Annotated in this window: 23 protein-coding genes and 3 tRNA genes; 15 read left to right on the top strand and 11 right to left on the bottom strand. The window is 40.0% G+C overall.

Annotated features, from left to right (window positions below):
* The first annotated feature begins 12 nt into the window (after positions 1-12).
* The 6 genes from FFL34_RS01780 (at position 13) to FFL34_RS01755 (ending at position 4,771) form a co-directional block, all read left to right on the top strand.
* Positions 13-89, top strand: a tRNA-Ile gene (locus tag FFL34_RS01780).
* 8 nt (positions 90-97) lie between these two features.
* A tRNA-Ser gene (locus tag FFL34_RS01775) sits at positions 98-188 on the top strand.
* A 40-nt stretch (positions 189-228) separates the two neighbouring features.
* Positions 229-301 (top strand) — tRNA-Phe (locus tag FFL34_RS01770).
* 286 nt (positions 302-587) lie between these two features.
* Positions 588-1,199, top strand: a complete 612-nt coding sequence (gene sodA, locus FFL34_RS01765; protein ID WP_138600795.1) for a superoxide dismutase SodA — start codon at positions 588-590, stop codon at positions 1,197-1,199.
* Positions 1,200-1,356: 157 nt separating this feature from the next.
* Positions 1,357-2,628, top strand: coding sequence for an MFS transporter (locus FFL34_RS01760; protein WP_138600793.1), 1,272 nt, complete (start codon positions 1,357-1,359; stop codon positions 2,626-2,628).
* A 70-nt stretch (positions 2,629-2,698) separates the two neighbouring features.
* Positions 2,699-4,771 carry a peptidoglycan D,D-transpeptidase FtsI family protein gene (locus FFL34_RS01755; RefSeq protein ID WP_138600791.1) on the top strand — a complete coding sequence of 691 codons (2,073 nt, stop codon included), beginning with the start codon at positions 2,699-2,701 and terminating at the stop codon, positions 4,769-4,771.
* Between the two features lie 89 nt (positions 4,772-4,860).
* On the opposite strand, the gene FFL34_RS01750 is transcribed toward FFL34_RS01755, so the two are convergent.
* Both FFL34_RS01750 and FFL34_RS01745 read right to left on the bottom strand, forming a co-directional pair.
* Positions 4,861-5,337 carry a hypothetical protein gene (locus FFL34_RS01750; RefSeq protein WP_176960559.1) on the bottom strand — a complete coding sequence of 159 codons (477 nt, stop codon included), beginning with the start codon at positions 5,335-5,337 and terminating at the stop codon, positions 4,861-4,863.
* 30 nt (positions 5,338-5,367) lie between these two features.
* Positions 5,368-5,583, bottom strand: a complete 216-nt coding sequence (locus tag FFL34_RS01745) for a hypothetical protein (RefSeq protein ID WP_138600787.1) — start codon at positions 5,581-5,583, stop codon at positions 5,368-5,370.
* A 179-nt stretch (positions 5,584-5,762) separates the two neighbouring features.
* On the opposite strand from FFL34_RS01745, the gene rpmG reads away from it, so the two are divergent.
* From rpmG to FFL34_RS01720, 5 genes are all read left to right on the top strand, one after another.
* The gene (gene rpmG, locus FFL34_RS01740) at positions 5,763-5,912 is read left to right on the top strand and encodes a 50S ribosomal protein L33 (RefSeq protein ID WP_138600785.1); all 150 of its coding nucleotides are present in this window, start codon (positions 5,763-5,765) and stop codon (positions 5,910-5,912) included.
* 76 nt (positions 5,913-5,988) lie between these two features.
* Entirely contained in the window at positions 5,989-6,555 is a 567-nt protein-coding gene (locus FFL34_RS01735) for a 5-formyltetrahydrofolate cyclo-ligase (RefSeq protein WP_318279492.1), read from the top strand.
* Between the two features lie 13 nt (positions 6,556-6,568).
* Positions 6,569-7,582 (top strand): ThiF family adenylyltransferase, encoded by a 1,014-nt coding sequence (locus tag FFL34_RS01730; RefSeq protein ID WP_234031400.1) that lies wholly within the window; start codon positions 6,569-6,571, stop codon positions 7,580-7,582.
* Positions 7,583-7,647: 65 nt separating this feature from the next.
* A complete protein-coding gene (locus tag FFL34_RS01725; protein ID WP_138600783.1) occupies positions 7,648-7,839 on the top strand; it encodes a hypothetical protein in 192 nt (63 codons plus the stop codon).
* 112 nt (positions 7,840-7,951) lie between these two features.
* The gene (locus tag FFL34_RS01720; protein WP_138600781.1) at positions 7,952-9,508 is read left to right on the top strand and encodes a rhomboid family intramembrane serine protease; all 1,557 of its coding nucleotides are present in this window, start codon (positions 7,952-7,954) and stop codon (positions 9,506-9,508) included.
* Between the two features lie 47 nt (positions 9,509-9,555).
* On the opposite strand, the gene FFL34_RS01715 is transcribed toward FFL34_RS01720, so the two are convergent.
* Positions 9,556-10,422 carry a hypothetical protein gene (locus tag FFL34_RS01715; RefSeq protein WP_138600779.1) on the bottom strand — a complete coding sequence of 289 codons (867 nt, stop codon included), beginning with the start codon at positions 10,420-10,422 and terminating at the stop codon, positions 9,556-9,558.
* Between the two features lie 199 nt (positions 10,423-10,621).
* Between FFL34_RS01715 and FFL34_RS01710 the strand changes: the two genes are divergently transcribed.
* The 3 genes from FFL34_RS01710 to FFL34_RS01700 all read left to right on the top strand — a co-directional run bounded on the left by FFL34_RS01710 (position 10,622) and on the right by FFL34_RS01700 (position 13,447).
* On the top strand, positions 10,622-12,079 hold the full coding sequence (locus FFL34_RS01710) for a spore germination protein (protein WP_138600777.1): 1,458 nt from the start codon (positions 10,622-10,624) through the stop codon (positions 12,077-12,079).
* 199 nt (positions 12,080-12,278) lie between these two features.
* Positions 12,279-12,491: a YqgQ family protein gene (locus FFL34_RS01705; RefSeq protein ID WP_138600775.1), complete on the top strand. Its 213-nt coding sequence runs from the start codon at positions 12,279-12,281 to the stop codon at positions 12,489-12,491.
* Entirely contained in the window at positions 12,488-13,447 is a 960-nt protein-coding gene (locus FFL34_RS01700; RefSeq protein WP_138600773.1) for an ROK family glucokinase, read from the top strand. Before FFL34_RS01705 ends, FFL34_RS01700 begins: the two co-directional genes overlap by 4 nt.
* A 210-nt stretch (positions 13,448-13,657) precedes the next feature.
* On the opposite strand, the gene FFL34_RS01695 is transcribed toward FFL34_RS01700, so the two are convergent.
* On the bottom strand, positions 13,658-13,825 hold the full coding sequence (locus FFL34_RS01695) for a DUF2759 family protein (RefSeq protein WP_138600771.1): 168 nt from the start codon (positions 13,823-13,825) through the stop codon (positions 13,658-13,660).
* A 156-nt stretch (positions 13,826-13,981) separates the two neighbouring features.
* On the opposite strand from FFL34_RS01695, the gene FFL34_RS01690 reads away from it, so the two are divergent.
* Positions 13,982-14,605: an MBL fold metallo-hydrolase gene (locus FFL34_RS01690; protein WP_138600769.1), complete on the top strand. Its 624-nt coding sequence runs from the start codon at positions 13,982-13,984 to the stop codon at positions 14,603-14,605.
* 245 nt (positions 14,606-14,850) lie between these two features.
* Here the strand turns inward: FFL34_RS01690 and FFL34_RS01685 are convergent, their stop codons facing one another.
* The 7 genes from FFL34_RS01685 to comGC all read right to left on the bottom strand — a co-directional run bounded on the left by FFL34_RS01685 (position 14,851) and on the right by comGC (position 17,822).
* Positions 14,851-15,090 carry a DUF2626 domain-containing protein gene (locus FFL34_RS01685; RefSeq protein WP_138600767.1) on the bottom strand — a complete coding sequence of 80 codons (240 nt, stop codon included), beginning with the start codon at positions 15,088-15,090 and terminating at the stop codon, positions 14,851-14,853.
* Between the two features lie 73 nt (positions 15,091-15,163).
* Entirely contained in the window at positions 15,164-15,862 is a 699-nt protein-coding gene (locus tag FFL34_RS01680) for a helix-turn-helix transcriptional regulator (RefSeq protein WP_138600765.1), read from the bottom strand.
* A gap of 132 nt (positions 15,863-15,994) precedes the next feature.
* Positions 15,995-16,369, bottom strand: a complete 375-nt coding sequence (comGG, locus tag FFL34_RS01675; RefSeq protein ID WP_171046243.1) for a competence type IV pilus minor pilin ComGG — start codon at positions 16,367-16,369, stop codon at positions 15,995-15,997.
* The gene (locus tag FFL34_RS01670) at positions 16,341-16,790 is read right to left on the bottom strand and encodes a competence type IV pilus minor pilin ComGF (protein ID WP_138600761.1); all 450 of its coding nucleotides are present in this window, start codon (positions 16,788-16,790) and stop codon (positions 16,341-16,343) included. The genes comGG and FFL34_RS01670 overlap by 29 nt, the downstream gene beginning before the upstream one ends.
* Complete coding sequence (locus FFL34_RS01665) at positions 16,738-17,082, bottom strand: type II secretion system protein (RefSeq protein WP_138600759.1); 345 nt, start codon at positions 17,080-17,082, stop codon at positions 16,738-16,740. The genes FFL34_RS01670 and FFL34_RS01665 overlap by 53 nt, the downstream gene beginning before the upstream one ends.
* The gene (gene comGD / locus FFL34_RS01660) at positions 17,069-17,509 is read right to left on the bottom strand and encodes a competence type IV pilus minor pilin ComGD (RefSeq protein WP_171046242.1); all 441 of its coding nucleotides are present in this window, start codon (positions 17,507-17,509) and stop codon (positions 17,069-17,071) included. The genes FFL34_RS01665 and comGD overlap by 14 nt, the downstream gene beginning before the upstream one ends.
* Positions 17,499-17,822, bottom strand: coding sequence for a competence type IV pilus major pilin ComGC (gene comGC, locus FFL34_RS01655; RefSeq protein WP_138600755.1), 324 nt, complete (start codon positions 17,820-17,822; stop codon positions 17,499-17,501). Before comGC ends, comGD begins: the two co-directional genes overlap by 11 nt.
* Between the last annotated feature and the right edge of the window lie 742 nt (positions 17,823-18,564).

Here is an 18,564-nt window from a genome sequence, read left to right as displayed (position 1 = left end):
TATAATTAAATAGGACCCTTAGCTCAGCTGGTCAGAGCTATCGGCTCATAACCGATCGGTCGCAGGTTCGAATCCTGCAGGGTCCACCATTCTACTCGGAGGTATACCCAAGTGGCTGAAGGGATCGGTCTTGAAAACCGACAGGCGGGTCAAACCGCGCGGGGGTTCGAATCCCTCTACCTCCTCCATACATATTTAACAGCGCAATAAAAAGTAAATACCTGAAACGGCTCGGTAGCTCAGTCGGTAGAGCAACGGACTGAAAATCCGTGTGTCGGCGGTTCGATTCCGTCCCGAGCCATCTTTTTAAACAAGCTTAAATGCTTGTTTTTTTAAAAGATAAGAAACTATAAAATTTAGCGATATAACTTTTACTTGCAAGGTTAAGCCACGTCCAGCTCCAACGTATAGGACGTGCCGAACTTAGCATGCTAGCGACTAGCGCAATTTCCTTCACCTACGTCCGATAACATATACATGGTGTAAAAGTGCATATTGTTTGCAAGTGTAACTAGGCTTTGGTACGGTAAAATTAAAAGGTTGATTCTTCAATCTTTTTAATAAAGATTTAAGGGAGGTTATATACAATGGCTACATTTGAATTACCTGAACTGCCATATGCATACGATGCTTTAGAACCTACTATTGACAAAGAAACTATGAATATTCACCACACAAAGCATCATAATACTTACGTAACGAAGCTGAATGCTGCGCTGGAGGGCAATGCTGATCTTCAGAACAAGTCACTTGAAGACTTAATCAGTAATCTTGATGCTGTACCGGAAGATATCCGAACGGCTGTCCGTAACAATGGTGGAGGACATGCCAATCATAGCCTGTTCTGGAAAGTCATGTCACCAAACGGCGGCGGTGAACCAACTGGTGAATTAGCTGATAAGATTAATGAAAAGTTTGGAAGCTTTGATAAATTCAAGGAAGCATTTGAGACAGCTGCTAAAGGACGTTTTGGTTCCGGTTGGGCATGGCTTGTTGTCAACAATGGTGAACTTGAAATCACAAGCACACCAAATCAGGATAATCCAATCATGGATGGTAAAACACCAATTCTAGGCCTTGATGTTTGGGAGCATGCATACTATCTCAAATATCAAAATCGCCGTCCTGAGTACGTTTCAGCATTTTGGAATGTAGTTAACTGGGATGAGGTTGCTAAAAATTATAACGAAGCAAAGTAAATACACTCTCTAAAAAACACGGGCTAAGTGCCCGTGTTTTTTTATGTTCAATTAAATAACAGCATTCGATTAACGCCGTTTTCTAAAATATCCGTCATTACATAACCATGCTTTCATTTGTTCAAACTATAACTGAACAAAAAAGGAGCAGTGGATTATGCACAAGACTTTACAAGCTTTCACGGGAAAAATGGATATTAATCGGGATCTTATTTTGCTGCTAGTTATAGGTGGCCTGTACTCGCTAAGTATTTTTCTTTCCAATACCTTTGTTAATGTGTATTTATGGCGTCAAGCGGGAGATTACAGCACTATCGCTTTTTATAACTTAGGCATTTATCTTTTCCAACCAATCACATTCATTTTAGCTGGGAAGATTGCCAAAAAAGTTGACCGTGTTATCGTACTTCGTTTAGGGGTAATATGTTTATCTCTGTTCTTTTTGAGTGTCTTGTTTATTGCTGAGAACGCAGCAACATATAATTTTTTGCTTGGCAGTGTATTGGGAATTGGATTTGGATTTTATTGGCTGGCATTCAATGTGCTTACATTTGAAATTACCGAACCCGAGTCGAGAGACTTTTTTAATGGATTTCTAGGAGTTCTACAGTCTTTCGCCGGTATGATTGGTCCTATACTTGCGGGTACAATAATCGCGAAAATGGAAGAGACGATTGGATATACAGTTATTTTCACTGTCTCTTTTTGTCTGTTTATTGCTGCTGTTGTCTGCAGCTTTTTCTTGAAACGTCGTCAGGCAGAAGGACGGTTTCATTTCAGGCGTGTCTTGGGAGAGTGGAATCATAATAAGAACTGGCGAAAAATCCTGAATGCTCACATTGCACAAGGTCTTCGGGAAGGGATTTTTCTTTTTGTCATTACCATATGGGTGTTTGTTGCAACCGGCAGTGAATTTTCGCTTGGTATGTTTAACCTGCTCCTGTCGGGTTTATCATTTGTGCTTTATTTTATCGTAACCAGATGGATAAAATCCTCTATGCGGAAAAAGTTTATTCTTACAGGTGCACTCATCCTGTATTTTTCCATTTATATTATTTTATTTGATGTCAGTTATACCAAACTTATGATTTATGCGGGGCTTATTGGGCTTGCTTATCCGATCGTTAACGTTCCATATTTTTCAATGACCTTTGATGTGATTGGAAAGGCGTGGAAAGCAAAAGAACTTCGGGTTGAGTATATCGTTGTTCGTGAAGTATTTGCCAATATTGGACGGGTCACAGCAATTGTGGTGTTTGTGATTGCAATAACGTTATTTTCCGCAGAGGTGATCATCCCGTATTTGCTCGCTTTCTTCGGACTAGGTCATATCGTGATTTATCTGTTTGTTAAAGATATTTATCTTGGCGCGAGCGGAAAAAAAGAATCCATAACAAAAGAGCCTGTGACTGATGAAAAAAATCGGTGATACTTGTTAGAAACAAGCAGTAAAAGTGATATAATGGGCATATACATTTTCCAGGGCGAGGGAGACGGATATGGCTAATAAAAAGAAAAAAAAGAAGGCGCAAGTGCCCTTTCGTTTAAATATACTATTTTTTGCCGTTTTTTTATTGTTTTCACTGCTAGTGTTACAACTTGGTGTCGTCCAGATTTTAAATGGGGAAACGTTTCAAGCGGAAATTGATCGTACATCAAATGATTATTCGGAAATTCCTGTTCCACGCGGTAAAATGTATGACCGCAATGGAAATTTAATCGTTGGGAATAATGCCGAGTATGCCATAACCTATACACCAGATAAAGGGACACAGGCACAAGACAGATTAGATGTTGCGGAAAAACTGGCTGCTTATATTTCAATAGATCCAGGAGATGATGGCCAGTATGGACTCACATTACGAAATCGAAAGGAATATTGGTACCTCGAGAATACGAAAACAGCAAAAAGTAGGCTCACTGATGCGGAAATTGATAACATGGATAATGGTGAACAGTATAGTACCATGCTGGAAAGGATTGAAGATGAGGAAGTTAAATTTGCTAACTTTACCGACCAGCAGCTTGAAATAATGGCTATCAAAAAGGAACTGGACAAAGCGATGGCTCTTACTCCGCAAACAATCATTAAGGGACCGGAAGTAACGTCTGAAGAGTTTGCGCGTGTGGCTGAGCATTTGGATGAATTGCCTGGTGTTAACGCAACTACTGATTGGGAGCGTGCGTACCCATATAACGATACATTCCGCCAATTTGCAGGGCGAATAACATCAGAATCAGAAGGTATATTGGCTGAAAAAGAAGATTATTATCTGACGAGGGGCTATAGTAGGAATGATCGTGTCGGCCGTAGCGGGCTTGAAGAGCAGTATGAAAGTGTTTTACGAGGCCGAAAAGAAAAAATAAAATACACAACAGATAAAAATGGCACGATTGTTGATTCAGATGTGGCTTTTGAAGGGCAGCGTGGAAAAGACCTTGTACTAACGATTGACATGGAGCTGCAGGAAAAAGTAAATAAGGTTTTGCGCAGGGAATTAAAGACGGCTATTCAAAATCAGCCATACGAGAATCGATATATGGATACGGCGCTGGCTGTGATGATGAACCCTAAAACGGGAGAAATACTGGCTGCCGGTGGGCAATACTATAATTCGGACAAAAATAAATTTAAAAATGCCGGGTTGCGAACAATTACTAGTGCCTATAGTCCGGGGTCGGCCGTAAAAGGGGCCACAGTGCTGGCCGGGTATGAATCAGGTGTGATTGACCCCGGGGATTATTTTTACGATGCACCAATCGATATAAAAGGAACACCGATTAAAAAGTCTTATCGTGATTTAGGCAAGGTTAATGATTTGGATGCATTGCGACGCTCTTCTAACGTATATATGTTTTATATTGCTATGCGTATGGGTGGAGAGTTCAACTATCAGCCGGGTAAGTCAATTGACTTTGACCCGGACGCATTTGCCGAAATGCGTAATTATTTCAGTCAGTTCGGCCTTGGTGTTTCAACAGGGATTGATTTCCCGCTGGAGTCGACCGGTTATGAGGGCAGTGATCCGCGTGCCGGAAACTTACTCGACCTTGCTATCGGGCAGTATGACACGTATACGACGATGCAGTTGGCACAATACGTGTCAACGATTGCCAATGATGGATATCGGTTGCGCCCACACTTTTTGAAATCGATACACAACCCGATTTCACATAGTGAAGAGCTTGGCCCGATATATCAAACCAACAATACTGAAGTTATCAACAGGGTAGATATGAGCGAGGATTATATTCAACGAGTTCAGGAAGGTTTTCGCCAGGTATTCCAGGAATCTGGTGGTACTGCCACACGCCATTTTGCCAACAAATCATACAAAGTGGCTGGTAAGACGGGGACAGCTGAAGCCGACGTATATGATGATGGGGAAAAAGTGCATGACGCAGAAAATTTGGCACTTATCGGTTATGCCCCTTATGATGAACCGGAAGTAGCGTTTGCACTTATTGTTCCGAAAGCGGGAACCGGTAATAGGCATCCGATTAATCATGAAATTGGCAAGGGTATTCTTGATGCGTACTTTGAATTGGAAAAAGGAAAAGAAGAAGAGTAATAAATACTTTATAACACGGTACATCATTAGCGAAGTATTTTGGTGAATCCTGTAACGAACAAAAAGCTGTATTGCAAGCGCAATACAGCTTAGTTTGTAATGACTTCTGCAATATCATGTCGGCTCATTGCACTTGTTAATTTGAATTCTCCGAGCTGAACAAGTTTACTGTATCCTTCATTCTCCATGTATTGAGTGAACTCATCTGCATCATCAATAATATTATTTTGTGCCAGTGTTTCACTGATGTTTGATGGAGTCATGCCGGATTCAACCGTCAATGTATAAGTTTCCGAGTTGTTTTCAGTGGTATCATCTGAACGACTTTTTTGTTCATTATTATTGTCATTACTTTCTGTGTCTGCTTCATCAGATTGTACAGAAACCGAAATATATTCAGATTCCGTCAATACATGGTACCCTTCTGATTCAACTTTTTTGACCATTTCTTTTGTCGATAGCTCTGGACTTTCCTGATTAGCATCAAACAAGTAAAACGCTACAAGGCAAATGATTCCCGCTGTTAATAAACCAAGTGCAAAAAATCGGATTGGCTGTTTCATCATCTTCCCCTGTCTTTCTTTATAAGTGTCATTTCAGTTATTATGTAATGCTTCATCGGAAACATCATCGGTCAGCAGTTCTTCTTCAAGTATTTTTATTTTTTTCTTCATCTGGTAGTTATCCTGCATGGTGGAAATAGAAAGTTGTTCCATTTCACTTTCCAGCTCGTCAAATTTATCGTTCATAAAAAATGACAATATCAAAAGCACTGCTGCAATGACGATAACAGAAATTATCGCTATAAGCATGTTTCACCCCTCCATTCACTCATCATTATAGTTATAACATACATGATCAAAAAGAGAAATGATCAAAATTTAACAGTCGATTCTTGAATATTTTACGGATGTCTGCTATTATGAATAAGTCTGAAACGTAATAATAAACGTCTTTGCTAAGAAAGATTTATTGTTTGGAGGGAAATAAAATGCGCGTAAATATTACACTTGCTTGTACTGAAACAGGCGACCGTAACTATATCTCGACAAAAAATAAGCGTAAGAACCCAGAGCGTTTGGAGCTAATGAAATATAGCCCGCGTCTGAAGAAACATACGCTTCACCGTGAAACGAAGTAGTGCGGTCTAATCAGCTCTTGCCATATTACGGCAAGAGCTTTATTATTTTAGTAACATGCATACATGTCAGTAAGGGGTGTTTAAGCTGGATAAGAAAAACTTACGAAAAAAAGCGATTACGCTACTGAAAAATATACCGGACTCGGAACGACGGAAAATTGAACAAAAACTTAAAGATAATCTTGTTACAACGGATGCATGGAAAAATGCAGAGGTTATCGGCATAACCGTATCCAAAGGTTTTGAATGGGATACAAAACCGATTATCGAAACAGCTTGGCAGGAAGGAAAAACGGTCTGTGTACCCAAATGTTTGCCCAAAGAACGAAAACTTGATTTTTATGTTTTGGATACATACGAGCAGCTCGAGACGGTTTTTCATGATCTTTTGGAGCCAAATCCCGATGCTACGGAAAGGGTGGACAAGGAAATGATCGATTTACTAGTTGTACCAGGTCTTCTATTTGATAATAGTGGTTTTCGGATTGGTTTCGGTGGTGGCTACTATGATCGTTTTCTGACCGACTTTTCAAATAGAAAACTGTCGCTGGCTTCAACAAAACAAATTGTTGAACACTTTCCATCTGATTCGTTTGATATCCCCGTCGAAAGCATAATAACTGAAAACGGCATACTTTTTTAGGGAGGTAATTGAGGTGGATTTAACACGGTATTCACGACAAATGCTGTTTAAGCCGATTCAGGAAAAAGGGCAACAAAAATTAGCGGAGAGTTCTGTGCTTATTGTTGGGGCTGGTGCCCTTGGTACGGTTATTGGCAATCAGCTGGTCCGCGCAGGTATCGGCAAGGTACGCTTGATTGATCGCGATTATGTGGAATGGAGTAACTTGCAGCGACAAATGCTGTTTGATGAGGACGATGTCATAGAAGTTGTGCCAAAAGCTATTGCAGCAAAAAGAAAATTGGAAAAAATAAATAGTCAGGTATCAATAGAAGCTATCGTTGGCAATATGTCACTTGAAAATGTAGACGGTTTGTTGGAAGGTATGGATGTCGTTCTTGATGGTACAGATAATTTTTCAACACGCTTTTTATTAAATGATGCTTGTTTTCAAAAGGAAATTCCGTTTTCCTATGGTGGGGTGGTTAGTTCGCGAGGAATGACAGCTTTCTTTATTCCTAATGTAACCCCGTGCCTGCGATGTATTGTAGATGAAGGTGCAGGCGGTGGACAAACATGTGACATGGTAGGTGTTATTTCGACAGCGGTTGATATCGTTGCTTCCCATCAGGTGACAGAAACACTAAAGTTTTTAACTGGTAATCAGGAGGCGCTTCGGAATTCACTAAGAACGTTTGATATTTGGTCAAACTACCAGTATGATATGAAGTTATCAACATCTGATCAGGGCTGTCCGGTGTGCAAAAAACGCGATTATCCATCATTGAAAAAATCGGCAAAGGCTGAAGAAACTGTTTTATGTGGGCGTGATACCGTTCAGATTCACCGTAAGTCCGCCATAGACCTTGAACACTGGGAGAAAAGTCTTGCCACTACGGCTTCCGTACAACGTACCCCATTTTTACTAAAAGCTACTTTCACAGAAGGATTTGATTTGGTGCTATTCAAAGATGGGCGGGTTCTTGTTCAAGGAACGGAGGACCCTGTACAGGCGCGGAGTTGGTATGACCGTTATATTGGCTCCTGATGCATAATCTTATCCAATTGGCGAATAACTAAAACACCATTATCATTAAGAAAAGGGTGTCATGGATGAGAATCATTTCAATTGTTACATTAATAATCACAGCTGTAGCGGTTATTTTTAGATGGCGGTATCGCATTATGAATACACTTTTAGCAATCAGTTTCCTGCGTCGGTTGGCAGTTATTATTTCGATGAATTTACCGGCAATCCGCCAAAAAATATTGCCTAGCCTCTTCGGTGGTCAATCAAGTAAATAACGCATTCATAAGAAGCTGTCATGGTACAGCTTCTTTTTAAATGGATAGCTCATTTGTCCGGAAAGAAAAACAGGGCTAAATCTGATATGATTGCTCTGAGGAGGAAAGGAATATGGAACTGGAAGAAAAATATCGAATGTACGATCTGGCATACCAATTGACTGGTGCAGCAGACTTTGAGGTGCTTGACTTCAGTGACAATGAAATTTGGTTAACACGGAAGTCCGGTAAAGTCTCCAAAGTTGTCCGTCTTTATCATGGTGGCTTTGATTGGAAAAATCATATGAAAAACGATATAGCACAAGTTTTTCAAAAAACAAAATCTATAAAGCGTTTGTTACGTGGAAAGCAAATTGACATACATAATGTTTATATCGCGACATATGCCCCCGTAGATGATTGGGAAATATTAAAAAAACCAATGCAACTGCAAGATAAACACCAAATAAAAATGTATGTATACTATTTGTCTGACCAGGAAAGGAATGACGAATTACAACGGTTGCAGTCTGCAATTGAAATAAAACTGCAAGATATACCGGCATCGATTTCTGAGGAGGAAATGAGCGAGGGTATTGACTATTACTTAAAACGATTGGCTGAAGACAAGAACAGAAAGCAACAGGAGATGGAAAATCTGTTTACAAATGGCAGACCAATGTTCACGTATATTTTGTTGGCTGTCAATTTGCTCGTATTTGCACTGCTTTCTATCAGTGGAGGCAGTACATCGACCGAAACATTAATTCGATTCGGGGCAAAGTACAATCCGGCTATCATCGAAAATGGTCAATGGTGGCGGATCGTTAGCTCGATGTTCTTGCATATCGGTGTTTTGCATTTGGCCATGAATATGCTGGCGGTTTATTATTTGGGAGCGATAGTTGAGCGACTGTTCGGAACCGCCCGATTCATCCTAATTTATTTTTTGGCGGGAATTGGTGGTGGATTGGCAAGCTTTGCGTTCACGGAAAATATATCAGCAGGTGCGTCCGGGGCATTGTTCGGACTATTCGGCTCCTTGTTGTTTTTCGGTGTGATTCATAAGAAAATCTTTTTTCAGACGATAGGAATGAATCTACTGGTAATTATCGGCATCAATATTTTATTTGGGCTTATGGCTCCACAAATTGACAATGGTGCGCATATGGGTGGTTTATTAGCCGGTTTTATTGCTTCGGCTGTCGTACATTTGCCCGGGAAACGAACAGCTCTTATGCAAATTCTTGCACTTATTCTTTATGTACTATTTACAGCCGGACTCGTTTCCTATGGGGTTAACCACAATATAACAAGTCCAGCGTATCAGCTTATGAATGCACAGCTGTTAAATGATGATGGAAAATATGAAGCGGTCATTGATGCAGCCACAACTGAGCTTACAAAAGATGATGATCTAGACAGTGATTTAGAAAGCCAATTACTATTCCAGCGCTCCTATGCATACATTCAATTGGGAAAAATCAATCCCGCGATTGACGATCTCGAGCTTTCGGCTGAACTGAATAAGCAATTTACAGAAGCACACTATAATTTGGCCATATTGTATGCTGAAAAAGGTAATGAGAAAGAGGCAGCCAGGCATATTCGGACTGCATATCAACTTACACCTGACGAACAGGAAATTCGGCGGATGTATGAACAAATAACAGGAGAAACAGTTGAATAAACGTCTGCAATTAACAGGCTGCATAACCCCGGTTATGCAGCCTTCACTTAAAAAGCAGGATATTTTTGAATTAGTCGTTTTTTCTCGCCATTTATTTCATATAGGACCATTAAATGAGTCTTTTGTTTATCAAATAAAATAACTGGTGTGTAGCTTGTCAACGTTTCGGATTTAGATTTTGACGTAACAAGAGGGATAATATAATTTTTATAAAGTCCTTCCCACAGTTGCCCAATAATTTGGTTCGTTTGGGCCGGTGTGAACGACGGGAGCGCTTCTTGATTAAATCGCTTAAGAGCTGTTAGTGGGACCGCCCTGTATGATGATTTGTCAACCTGAAAATGTTCCATTAGCTGGTTCCACGAATAGGCCAATTGCTGCTGGGTGGTATGCCTTAACAGACGTTTCCATTCATATTCAAAATCTGATTCCGCTTTTTTGAATGATCGCAGTGCTGTGTTTGGTGAATCAATGACGTATAACTGATCATATGACATTTGCTGAATGGATGTAATCCGGTCATCAGGATAATGGACTTCTCCATGATGATAGGTTATTGCCTGATAATAGTTGCTGTCTTCGCCGGTGACTTTTTCTTTTAGCTTGATAGTGCTGGCATTTTCTTTCCATTTTGATTTTACCCCCCGCAATCTTCCGTTATGAAACAGTAATGAGACATCTTGCCGTAAATATAATTCACGTTCGCTAACTGATTGACTATTCCACCCAACTTCATAAGAGTCCCTCGACTCTTCAGAAAGCAGTTTAAGATAGGTGCTTGTCTTATGGTAGTTTGTTTCCTTATCTTCCTCGAAATAAGTAATGGCCGGGCTAGTGGATGTTTGCCATATATAAATGAAGATTCCTATACAAAGTACGGGAACAATTGCCAACATCAATAATCGTTTTTTCATCATGATCATCCTTTAGGGACAGCTTAAAGGTTTAGTTGTGGTTAAAACATGGCGAGTATACTTAACGAAATTTGTATGATACCCGTTATATATTTATGTATAGAAATAATACGCCTGTATAAACTAGGACAGTCCATGAAAAGAGTAAAAAAGCCAACAAAATTGCCATAAACACATTTAAATCATGGCAGGTGATAGGATGGAAAAAGAAAAACAACCGGTATTTTCTTCATATGCGAAAAATGTTTCCTATATGAAGGAAAGGCTGGCTGTTGAAAAGAGTTTTGACGTTATCCATTTGGATTTGGAATATGCCGGTAGAAATATGGCACTTTTCTTAATTGATGGATTTGCCAAAGATGAAATTCTGCATTATATTATGAAATTACTGGCAGATCTTGAGCCGGAGCAGCTTGAACCGGATCCACTGGAAAAGTTGTTTAAAACCTATATTCCGTATATCGAAGTCGATCATGTAAAAGATTTAAACCAGGCTTCGGACTTGGTTCTTGGTGGACCTGCTGCACTTGTTGTTGAAGGTATCGATGAAGTCATTATGATTGATGCCCGGACATATCCGGTCAGATCACCGGATGAGCCGGATTTGGAACGAGTTACCCGTGGGCCGAGAGACGGCTTCGTCGAAACAATTGTGTTCAACACTGCTCTGACAAGAAGAAGAGTGCGAGACCGTTCGCTTCGGATGGAATATTTACAAATAGGCCGTCGTTCTATGACGGATGTTGCTGTCTGTTATTTGGAAGATATTGCTGACCAGGATCGGGTAGAGGATCTAAAAGGTGTATTACAAGACATCGATACAGATGGATTGCCCATGGCTGAAAAAACTGTAGAGGAATTTATAAGCGGCCGGCATTGGAACCCATATCCCACAGTACGTTACACGGAAAGACCAGATACTGCAGCCTCTCATTTATATGAAGGGCATGTACTCGTTATTATTGATGGTTCGCCAAGTGTAATGATTACCCCGGCAACCTTTTGGCACCATTTACAGCATGCAGAAGAATACCGGCAAAAGCCGGTTATTGGAGCTTATTTACGATTTGTACGCTATATCGCAGTGTTTGCATCTATTCTTCTTTTGCCGCTGTATTATTTGTTATCCACTAACCCGGACTTTCTTCCAGCAAATATTTCTTTTATAGGTCCGAATGAAGAAGGGGCGCTACCGCTTTTACTGCAGTTTTTCTTGGCCGAACTGGGAATTGATATGCTTAGGATGGCAGCGGTACATATACCGTCATCACTAGCCACAGCACTCGGACTTGTCGCGGCCATTATGATCGGACAAGTCGCAGTCGAAGTTGGTCTGTTTTCCAATGAGGTTATTCTTTATTTGGCTATTGCCGCGATTGGAACATATGCAACACCAAGTTACGAATTGAGTTTGGCAAATAGGCTTGTTCGGCTTTTTCTCCTGGCAGTTACCGGAATTTTCGGTGCAATAGGCTATGTGGTTGGTATTACATTCTGGTTACTTTATCTCATACGCATGTCAGCATTTCAGACTGCTTATTTTTGGCCGTTGATTCCATTTTCCTACCGGGCATTCCGGGGCATGTTTATCCGTTCACCAGTTCCGCTTAAAAACCGCAGACCTGTGTTTTTGAACCCACAAGACCCGGATCGCTGAGACCTTTACAATTTTATCCTGCATTTTATTTTACCCTCCACTTATCAGTCTGAAGTGGGGGGCTTTTATTTTTCAAAAGATGATAAACTGATTCTAAATCATAGTTAGATGGTATAAATGATAATCCGGGACAAATACCGAGGTTTCTAAACCATTCCCTATCTGTCTTTCCTTTGGTATAATAAGTACGGTGATTTAAATGAAAACGATTTATGATGTACGACAGTTATTGAAACGATTTGGAACAGTGATCTATGTAGGTGACAGGTTGGCAGATTTGGAATTGATGGAAGATGAGATAAAAGAATTGTACCAGTCACAGTGTATTGATACGAAAGAATATCAAATGGCCTTGCTACTTCTACGGGAAGAGGCATCACGCCTTCGTGATGAAAAGGGGTTGAACGGATGATGGCTAATCTCTTGATTGCCGTTGATATTGGTGGGACTTCCATTAAATTGGGAATGGTCGATCAAAATGGGAATATATTGAATAAATGGTCTATATTGACCAATGATGAGAGTAACGCTATTCTTTCTGATGTATGGGAATCGATCTATAAAAAAATCGTTGAGTTGAATATATCAAAAAAGAATATTTTGGGAATTGGTGTTGGTGTTCCAGGTTTTATTGACAGTGAATCGGGCTACGTTTACCAGACTGTCAATATTAACTGGAGGAATGTCCCATTGGTCAAACAATTAGAGGAATTATCCGGGTTACCGGTATTTGCAGAAAATGATGCCAATCTTGCAGTGCTTGGTGAGAACTGGAAAGGTGCCGGTAATCAAGCGAAAAATCTGATAGCTGTCACGCTTGGTACAGGTGTTGGCGGCGGAGTCATATCCAATGGTAGCATTTTAAGTGGTACGAATGGAACTGCCGGGGAAATCGGGCATATGACGGTGGAGCCTGAAGGTCATCCGTGTAACTGTGGTCGCCGAGGGTGTCTTGAAACAATCGCATCTGCTACTGGAATAGTTCGTCAAGCAATGGAAAAGATGGATTCAAATGACGAAACCCCACTGACATTACATTACCGAAAATATCAGCAGGTTACCGCGAAAGATATTTTCGAGCTTAGCGAAGAAGGTGACGAGCTCTGCAGTGAGATAATCAGACATACTGCTTCTGTTCTTGGACTATGTCTTGCTAATACCGCCCTAGTTGTTAACCCTGCAAAAATCCTTATTGGCGGTGGTGTGGCTCAGGCTGGAGAAACATTTATCCGTCAGATTAATGTTTCTTTTCAGCAATATGCACTTGGGAGAATTAGCAATGCGTGTGAAATAAAACAAGCACAGTTAGGGAATGACGCCGGTATCATTGGTGCCGCCTTTTTAGTGAAACAAAAAAGAAAAGATTGAATTTTAAACTTAGTGAAGTTAATCTTAATTTCTTAATTGCCGAGGAGGCTGAAGCAGCCCTGAGGAAAGTGTGTCACTTTTTATGCAGGGCAACTATAGCATGAATCGCACCCAGAAATGGTGATTTCATTACTGATAAACATATTTCAACCAACGGGGGGCTTATGATTCGTATGCGAATGAAAAAAACGAACTGGAATAGTTCGTTTTTTATATAATACCTAATTCTGTTATAATCGTTGCAATGGAGAAAAATCCAAAGACTAATACAGCCAATGCTGAAAAAGCTAGGGCAAATAAATTTTTAATCCGTATTTGCCGAATGACAGATACAACTGCTAATAAAGCAACAAGCAAAAAGATAATGCCTAATACCATTTGTTACACACCCTCCCTTATAAGTAAAACGCATTAGAAAGTTATCTGTATTATTATGTACTTAACTATTTTCTATACTTATTTTATAGTATAAAATAAGTTTTGTCGAGATAAATCCATTTCAATTTATTGATCAATTTTAAAGGAGACGTAACGATGCAAATTAAATGTATTCCTGCAGGGCCGTTGAGCACGAATTGCTACATTGTAAGCGACAAGGCGGAGGCACTTATTATTGATCCGGGTGGGGATTTTGAAACTATAGTCAATTATTTGAATGATGTAGGCGTAACACCTGAAGCCATCCTACTGACGCATGCACATTTTGATCATATCGGTGCTGTAAGTCAATTGAGATCTTATTTCGGAAGCGATGTTTATCTGCATGCCAGTGAACAATCATGGCTGGAGGACCCGGTCTTAAATGGTTCGTTGACGTTTATGAGAACAGAAATCACTACAGCAACAGCAGAATATTCACTTGTCCCGGGAAACCTTCAGATAGGAACGTTTTCTTTTGAAGTGATTCATACACCTGGTCATTCACCAGGAAGTGTAAGCTTTCTGTTTCATAATGCATCTTTTATCGTCAGTGGGGATGTATTATTTAATGGGGGCATTGGACGTACAGATTTACCCGGTGGTGACATAAAACAGCTAGAACGGAGTATACGTGAGTCACTGTATCAGCTACCTGACGTTTACACTGTTTATCCCGGTCACGGCCCAGAAACAACAATCGGCAACGAAAAGCGGCAGAATCCTTTCTTTACACTTTAATCTGTATTTCGTTGTCTTTTAATAGCACGAAAATGAAGGTAAACAGAAAAATGCCGGCCATTATTATGGCCGGCATTTTTGGGGGGATGTGCTCTGCTCTTTTGTTGGTTAGGGATAAAAGTTAAGCTACTTTTATAGTATAAACACAATTTAATAATTTGTCAATAATGAAAACTAAGAAAATAAAAAACCCTGTGTCCCAATTGTATGTAGACAGGGTTTTTTGTTGCGATTGACCAGGAATATTATTCGAATCCTGGCACTAATATAAATTCTGAATACCAAGTGAATCCAACAAAAAATAATGTACAATAAGCTCCGAATAAATACATATACATGCGCTCAGATAATTTCAGATAGCTTACTGTCAGGAAAAATGCCGTTTGAACAAGGAATAATACGGCCGTCTTATGCATGTCTCCTACATAAAACATGACGGTGAAAATACCTGTCCAAAAGGCAAGGACGCGAAACATTCGATCCATGTTTTCCTCCTCCTTTAGGTAACCTTATCAAGGCTATTATAAACGACGAATGGAATAATGTAAATGAATCTAGTTAAACAGTTGCAAGTTTTGCCAGATATGAGCAATTTTCACAGCCCTCAAACATGTTTTCTGTCTCCAAGAGTTGAATATCTTCAAATAATGCTTCAAGCATTCCTTTCAAAAAGGCATGATGCATATGACAAATCGTTGCCTGATTATTAAGGGCAATTTCCTTAAACGGGCAGTTCTTAATGGTGAACGTAATCATATTTTGTGCCTCGTTATAATGAAATTCGGGATACATACCAAGCATATCGCCAGCATCTTCCAAAATATACAGCTTTTGTTCTGTAGTAAGCTCAATGGATGTGTGCCCCTGTTGATCTCTGTTAATTATATTTGTACCATATTTTTTACCTGTGTTATACAATGCCTGCTGTCCGGCTTCCCCAAGTTCAGCAAATGATTCTATCGCTATGGACGAAAGCAATTTATAATCTCGATATGGGAAGTTAAGTTCAATTACTTCATCCGATATGTGATAGCGTCTGCTTGGACGTCCGCCTTTCCCGGTTTTTTCAGAATAGGATTCAACCATGTGGACATCCTCAAGTTTAGATAAGTGCAACCTGGCCACATTTGTGTGAATTTCAAAGGCTTTTGCTATTTCAGCCGCACTAACATTGCGGTGGTGTTTAATCATGTATTGATAAATGTTGTATCTAGTCGGATCGCTCATTACATTCGTAACTTTCAACGTTTGTTCCACCGAAATCACCTCACTAAGATTGTTACTTTCATTATAGTAGAAAACACCAGAGAAGTGGTGGCGGTGGAACATTTGTTGAAAATTGTACACATCTTCTTAGAGGCATCCTTAGTTTGACACATTGGGAGACATTTATTCATTTAATATCCGCAGTTGGTTAGTTATGCTTAATGTAGCGAACGTATCTGTTTGGATGGAAATATAAAGGTGATATTTTTGTTCGTGCGGTTCAGCATAACGGATTTTAACGTTTCCAACCGGGAAGTGATAAACGACTGGATTGGGTATCTCAGTATCACTTGCAACTTCGTCTTTAAAACGTGTCCGTCCCATTTGCAGCAATGTTTCGATTTTTAACTGTTCTGTTTGGTTCTTGGTGATTTGGACCTCATCACGATACAGGTTAACGTTGAACGTGATGGCAATGAACGCAATGGCTATGAAGAAAAGGACGTAAGGGAGGATGAACCCCTTTTGTTCAGCGGTAGATGATAATATCTTTTTCATACTGATTCCCATCTGTAGTTATGATTGACACACGCACACCATATGGAACCCGATTGAAACGAACCCCCCGTAGATCCTGTAAAAAAATCTCGAAGCCTTTCCCATCAACTTTTCGGATTACCCTGTCACCATGTTTTATTATGGTAGCGGTTGTGCCGTTCTGCTGCTGGAGCAATAATTTCGATGATTGAATTGTTACATCGGGTGACCTAATTACTTCATCTCTTAAAAAGTAAAAAAATTGTTGTACTGCTAATGGTTTATAGTCGGTCGCGAAATCCGTTCCTTTTACAACATACCCGATAAAAGGGAGTGTCATTAAAAGGATACTGATTGTTAGTAGCGATTCGATAAATGTAAAACCTTTTTCATTTGGCCGGATATCCATATAAACATAATTTTTCTTCTCTTTTTTGGGCATTAGTCCAAGTCACACATCCTTTCAAAAGCTCTCTTTCTGCAGTAAAGGAAAACACAGCACGTACCCCTTTTATTTCTTTCACAAAATGGACAGGAAGTCTGGGGTGACGATCAGTCCATACATAGGATTGCAGCTCACTGTGCAACTCATTGCTAATACTTCGCTTTTGCTGTAAACTCATCCTTTCTTTCGATAAAATATTTACAGCAGGAATGAGTGATACGATCACCATCATGACAAGACTTGTTGCAACAATGGTTTCGATTAACGTGAATCCTTTATTGTTCTTCAATGTAACACCGCCCTTTACCTAATGGGCAAACAATGTTATATGTGCTGGATGATGTTTTAATGGCAAATGTGCCAGGTTTAAGAATGGTTCCCTTTTGATTAAATGAAATCACTGACATTAACCGATCCTGAATCTTCCATCCGTCAGGCAATTTACGTTTCACAACGGGTCTATCTACAGTAGAATAACCACCTTGCTTAATCACATAAGTACGGTCATCAGGAAACATGAGCATATAATTCGTCCTGGAGTTATAAGACATACTTTGCGTGTATAGCAAATCCATCTCAAGTGTTTCCAGAAAATATTCTTCCGTTTTCTCGTTCAATAAGGGAAGGGGTATGGGGACTATTAGTAGCATTAACACCGACCATACAGCAAGGACAAACAGCATCTCGACCAATGTGAATCCGTTTTTATTGTTCATCGTCGCCGTCGCGAGAGACATTACCATCAGTGTCAATGATTAGATTTGTTTTGTTATCAGGGCACTTGGTTTGGTCATCCGTAATATAACCTTCTTTCTTCAATTCACCGATTGTTTCCGGGTAATTGTTTGTCTCGATGTAGTATGCATCGGCCTGGGCTTGGACAACGGTGACAAGGGCATCACACCCTTTTCTATTCACCTCTTTACTTTTATCACCAAGATTTGGTATGAGCAGCATGACCAATACCGATATAATCATCAGCACGATCAGCATTTCGATTAATGTAAATGCTTTTTGATTGGTAAACATTAAATACATCTCCTTTTATCGTTAATAGTTTTGATTAACTGGAACATCGGTAGGACGAGGAACATAAACGCCAGTAGTCATCCAGCTAAGGATGCTTGATTGTTGTACATGGTTTCCACGACTTTGCGCAATCTCGGCTTTTCATGTGCCTTTAGTTCTCCGGAAGTAATCTTTCCACCGTTCATCGAGCATGATTGTCTCAATCTTCGCTAGGGATAGTCTGCAACACTGCAGACACCGTCGTCGTTTTGCTGCTGCCGTTTGGACCTGTGAACAACATGAATTCAATCCAATTACTCCCAATTTTTTCAATTTTTACAAGGAAAAGTTTCTCAAGGAAAGAGTATAAGATCTTGCAGGTGAATTCAGTTAATAAGCCTGCGTATGGCTTTGTGGTAGTTTGTTCAACGGAGTGCTAAGTGGCTACTGTCCTTAAGTTCATGAATGATAGATGGAATTTAGAGTTTTCGGACTTCACCTATATTCATTCCTGATGTAAAATCGTAATACATAGGCGGTAATTCTAACTAGCTGAGGAATGTTTTTGTGGTGAATGCGAGTGCCAAGTACCCGAAGATGGTCAGTTGCATGGTCAGCAAAAGGGGAAAACGGAATATCCGAAGATTTGAACTAATGGTATCGAGGAGAAGCTGTTCCGATTTTAGAAGCTGTGTCTGATAAATTATTCACCTCCTTTACAAGCTTATATTCGACATGATTTGCTAAAGTCCTTCTTTTTTTT

It is taken from the genome of Lentibacillus cibarius, assembly GCF_005887555.1.
GTDB lineage: Bacteria > Bacillota > Bacilli > Bacillales > Amphibacillaceae > Lentibacillus > Lentibacillus cibarius.
The sequence above is the reverse complement of the archived record's forward strand: the minus strand, read 5'-3'. Positions and strand labels throughout refer to the sequence as shown.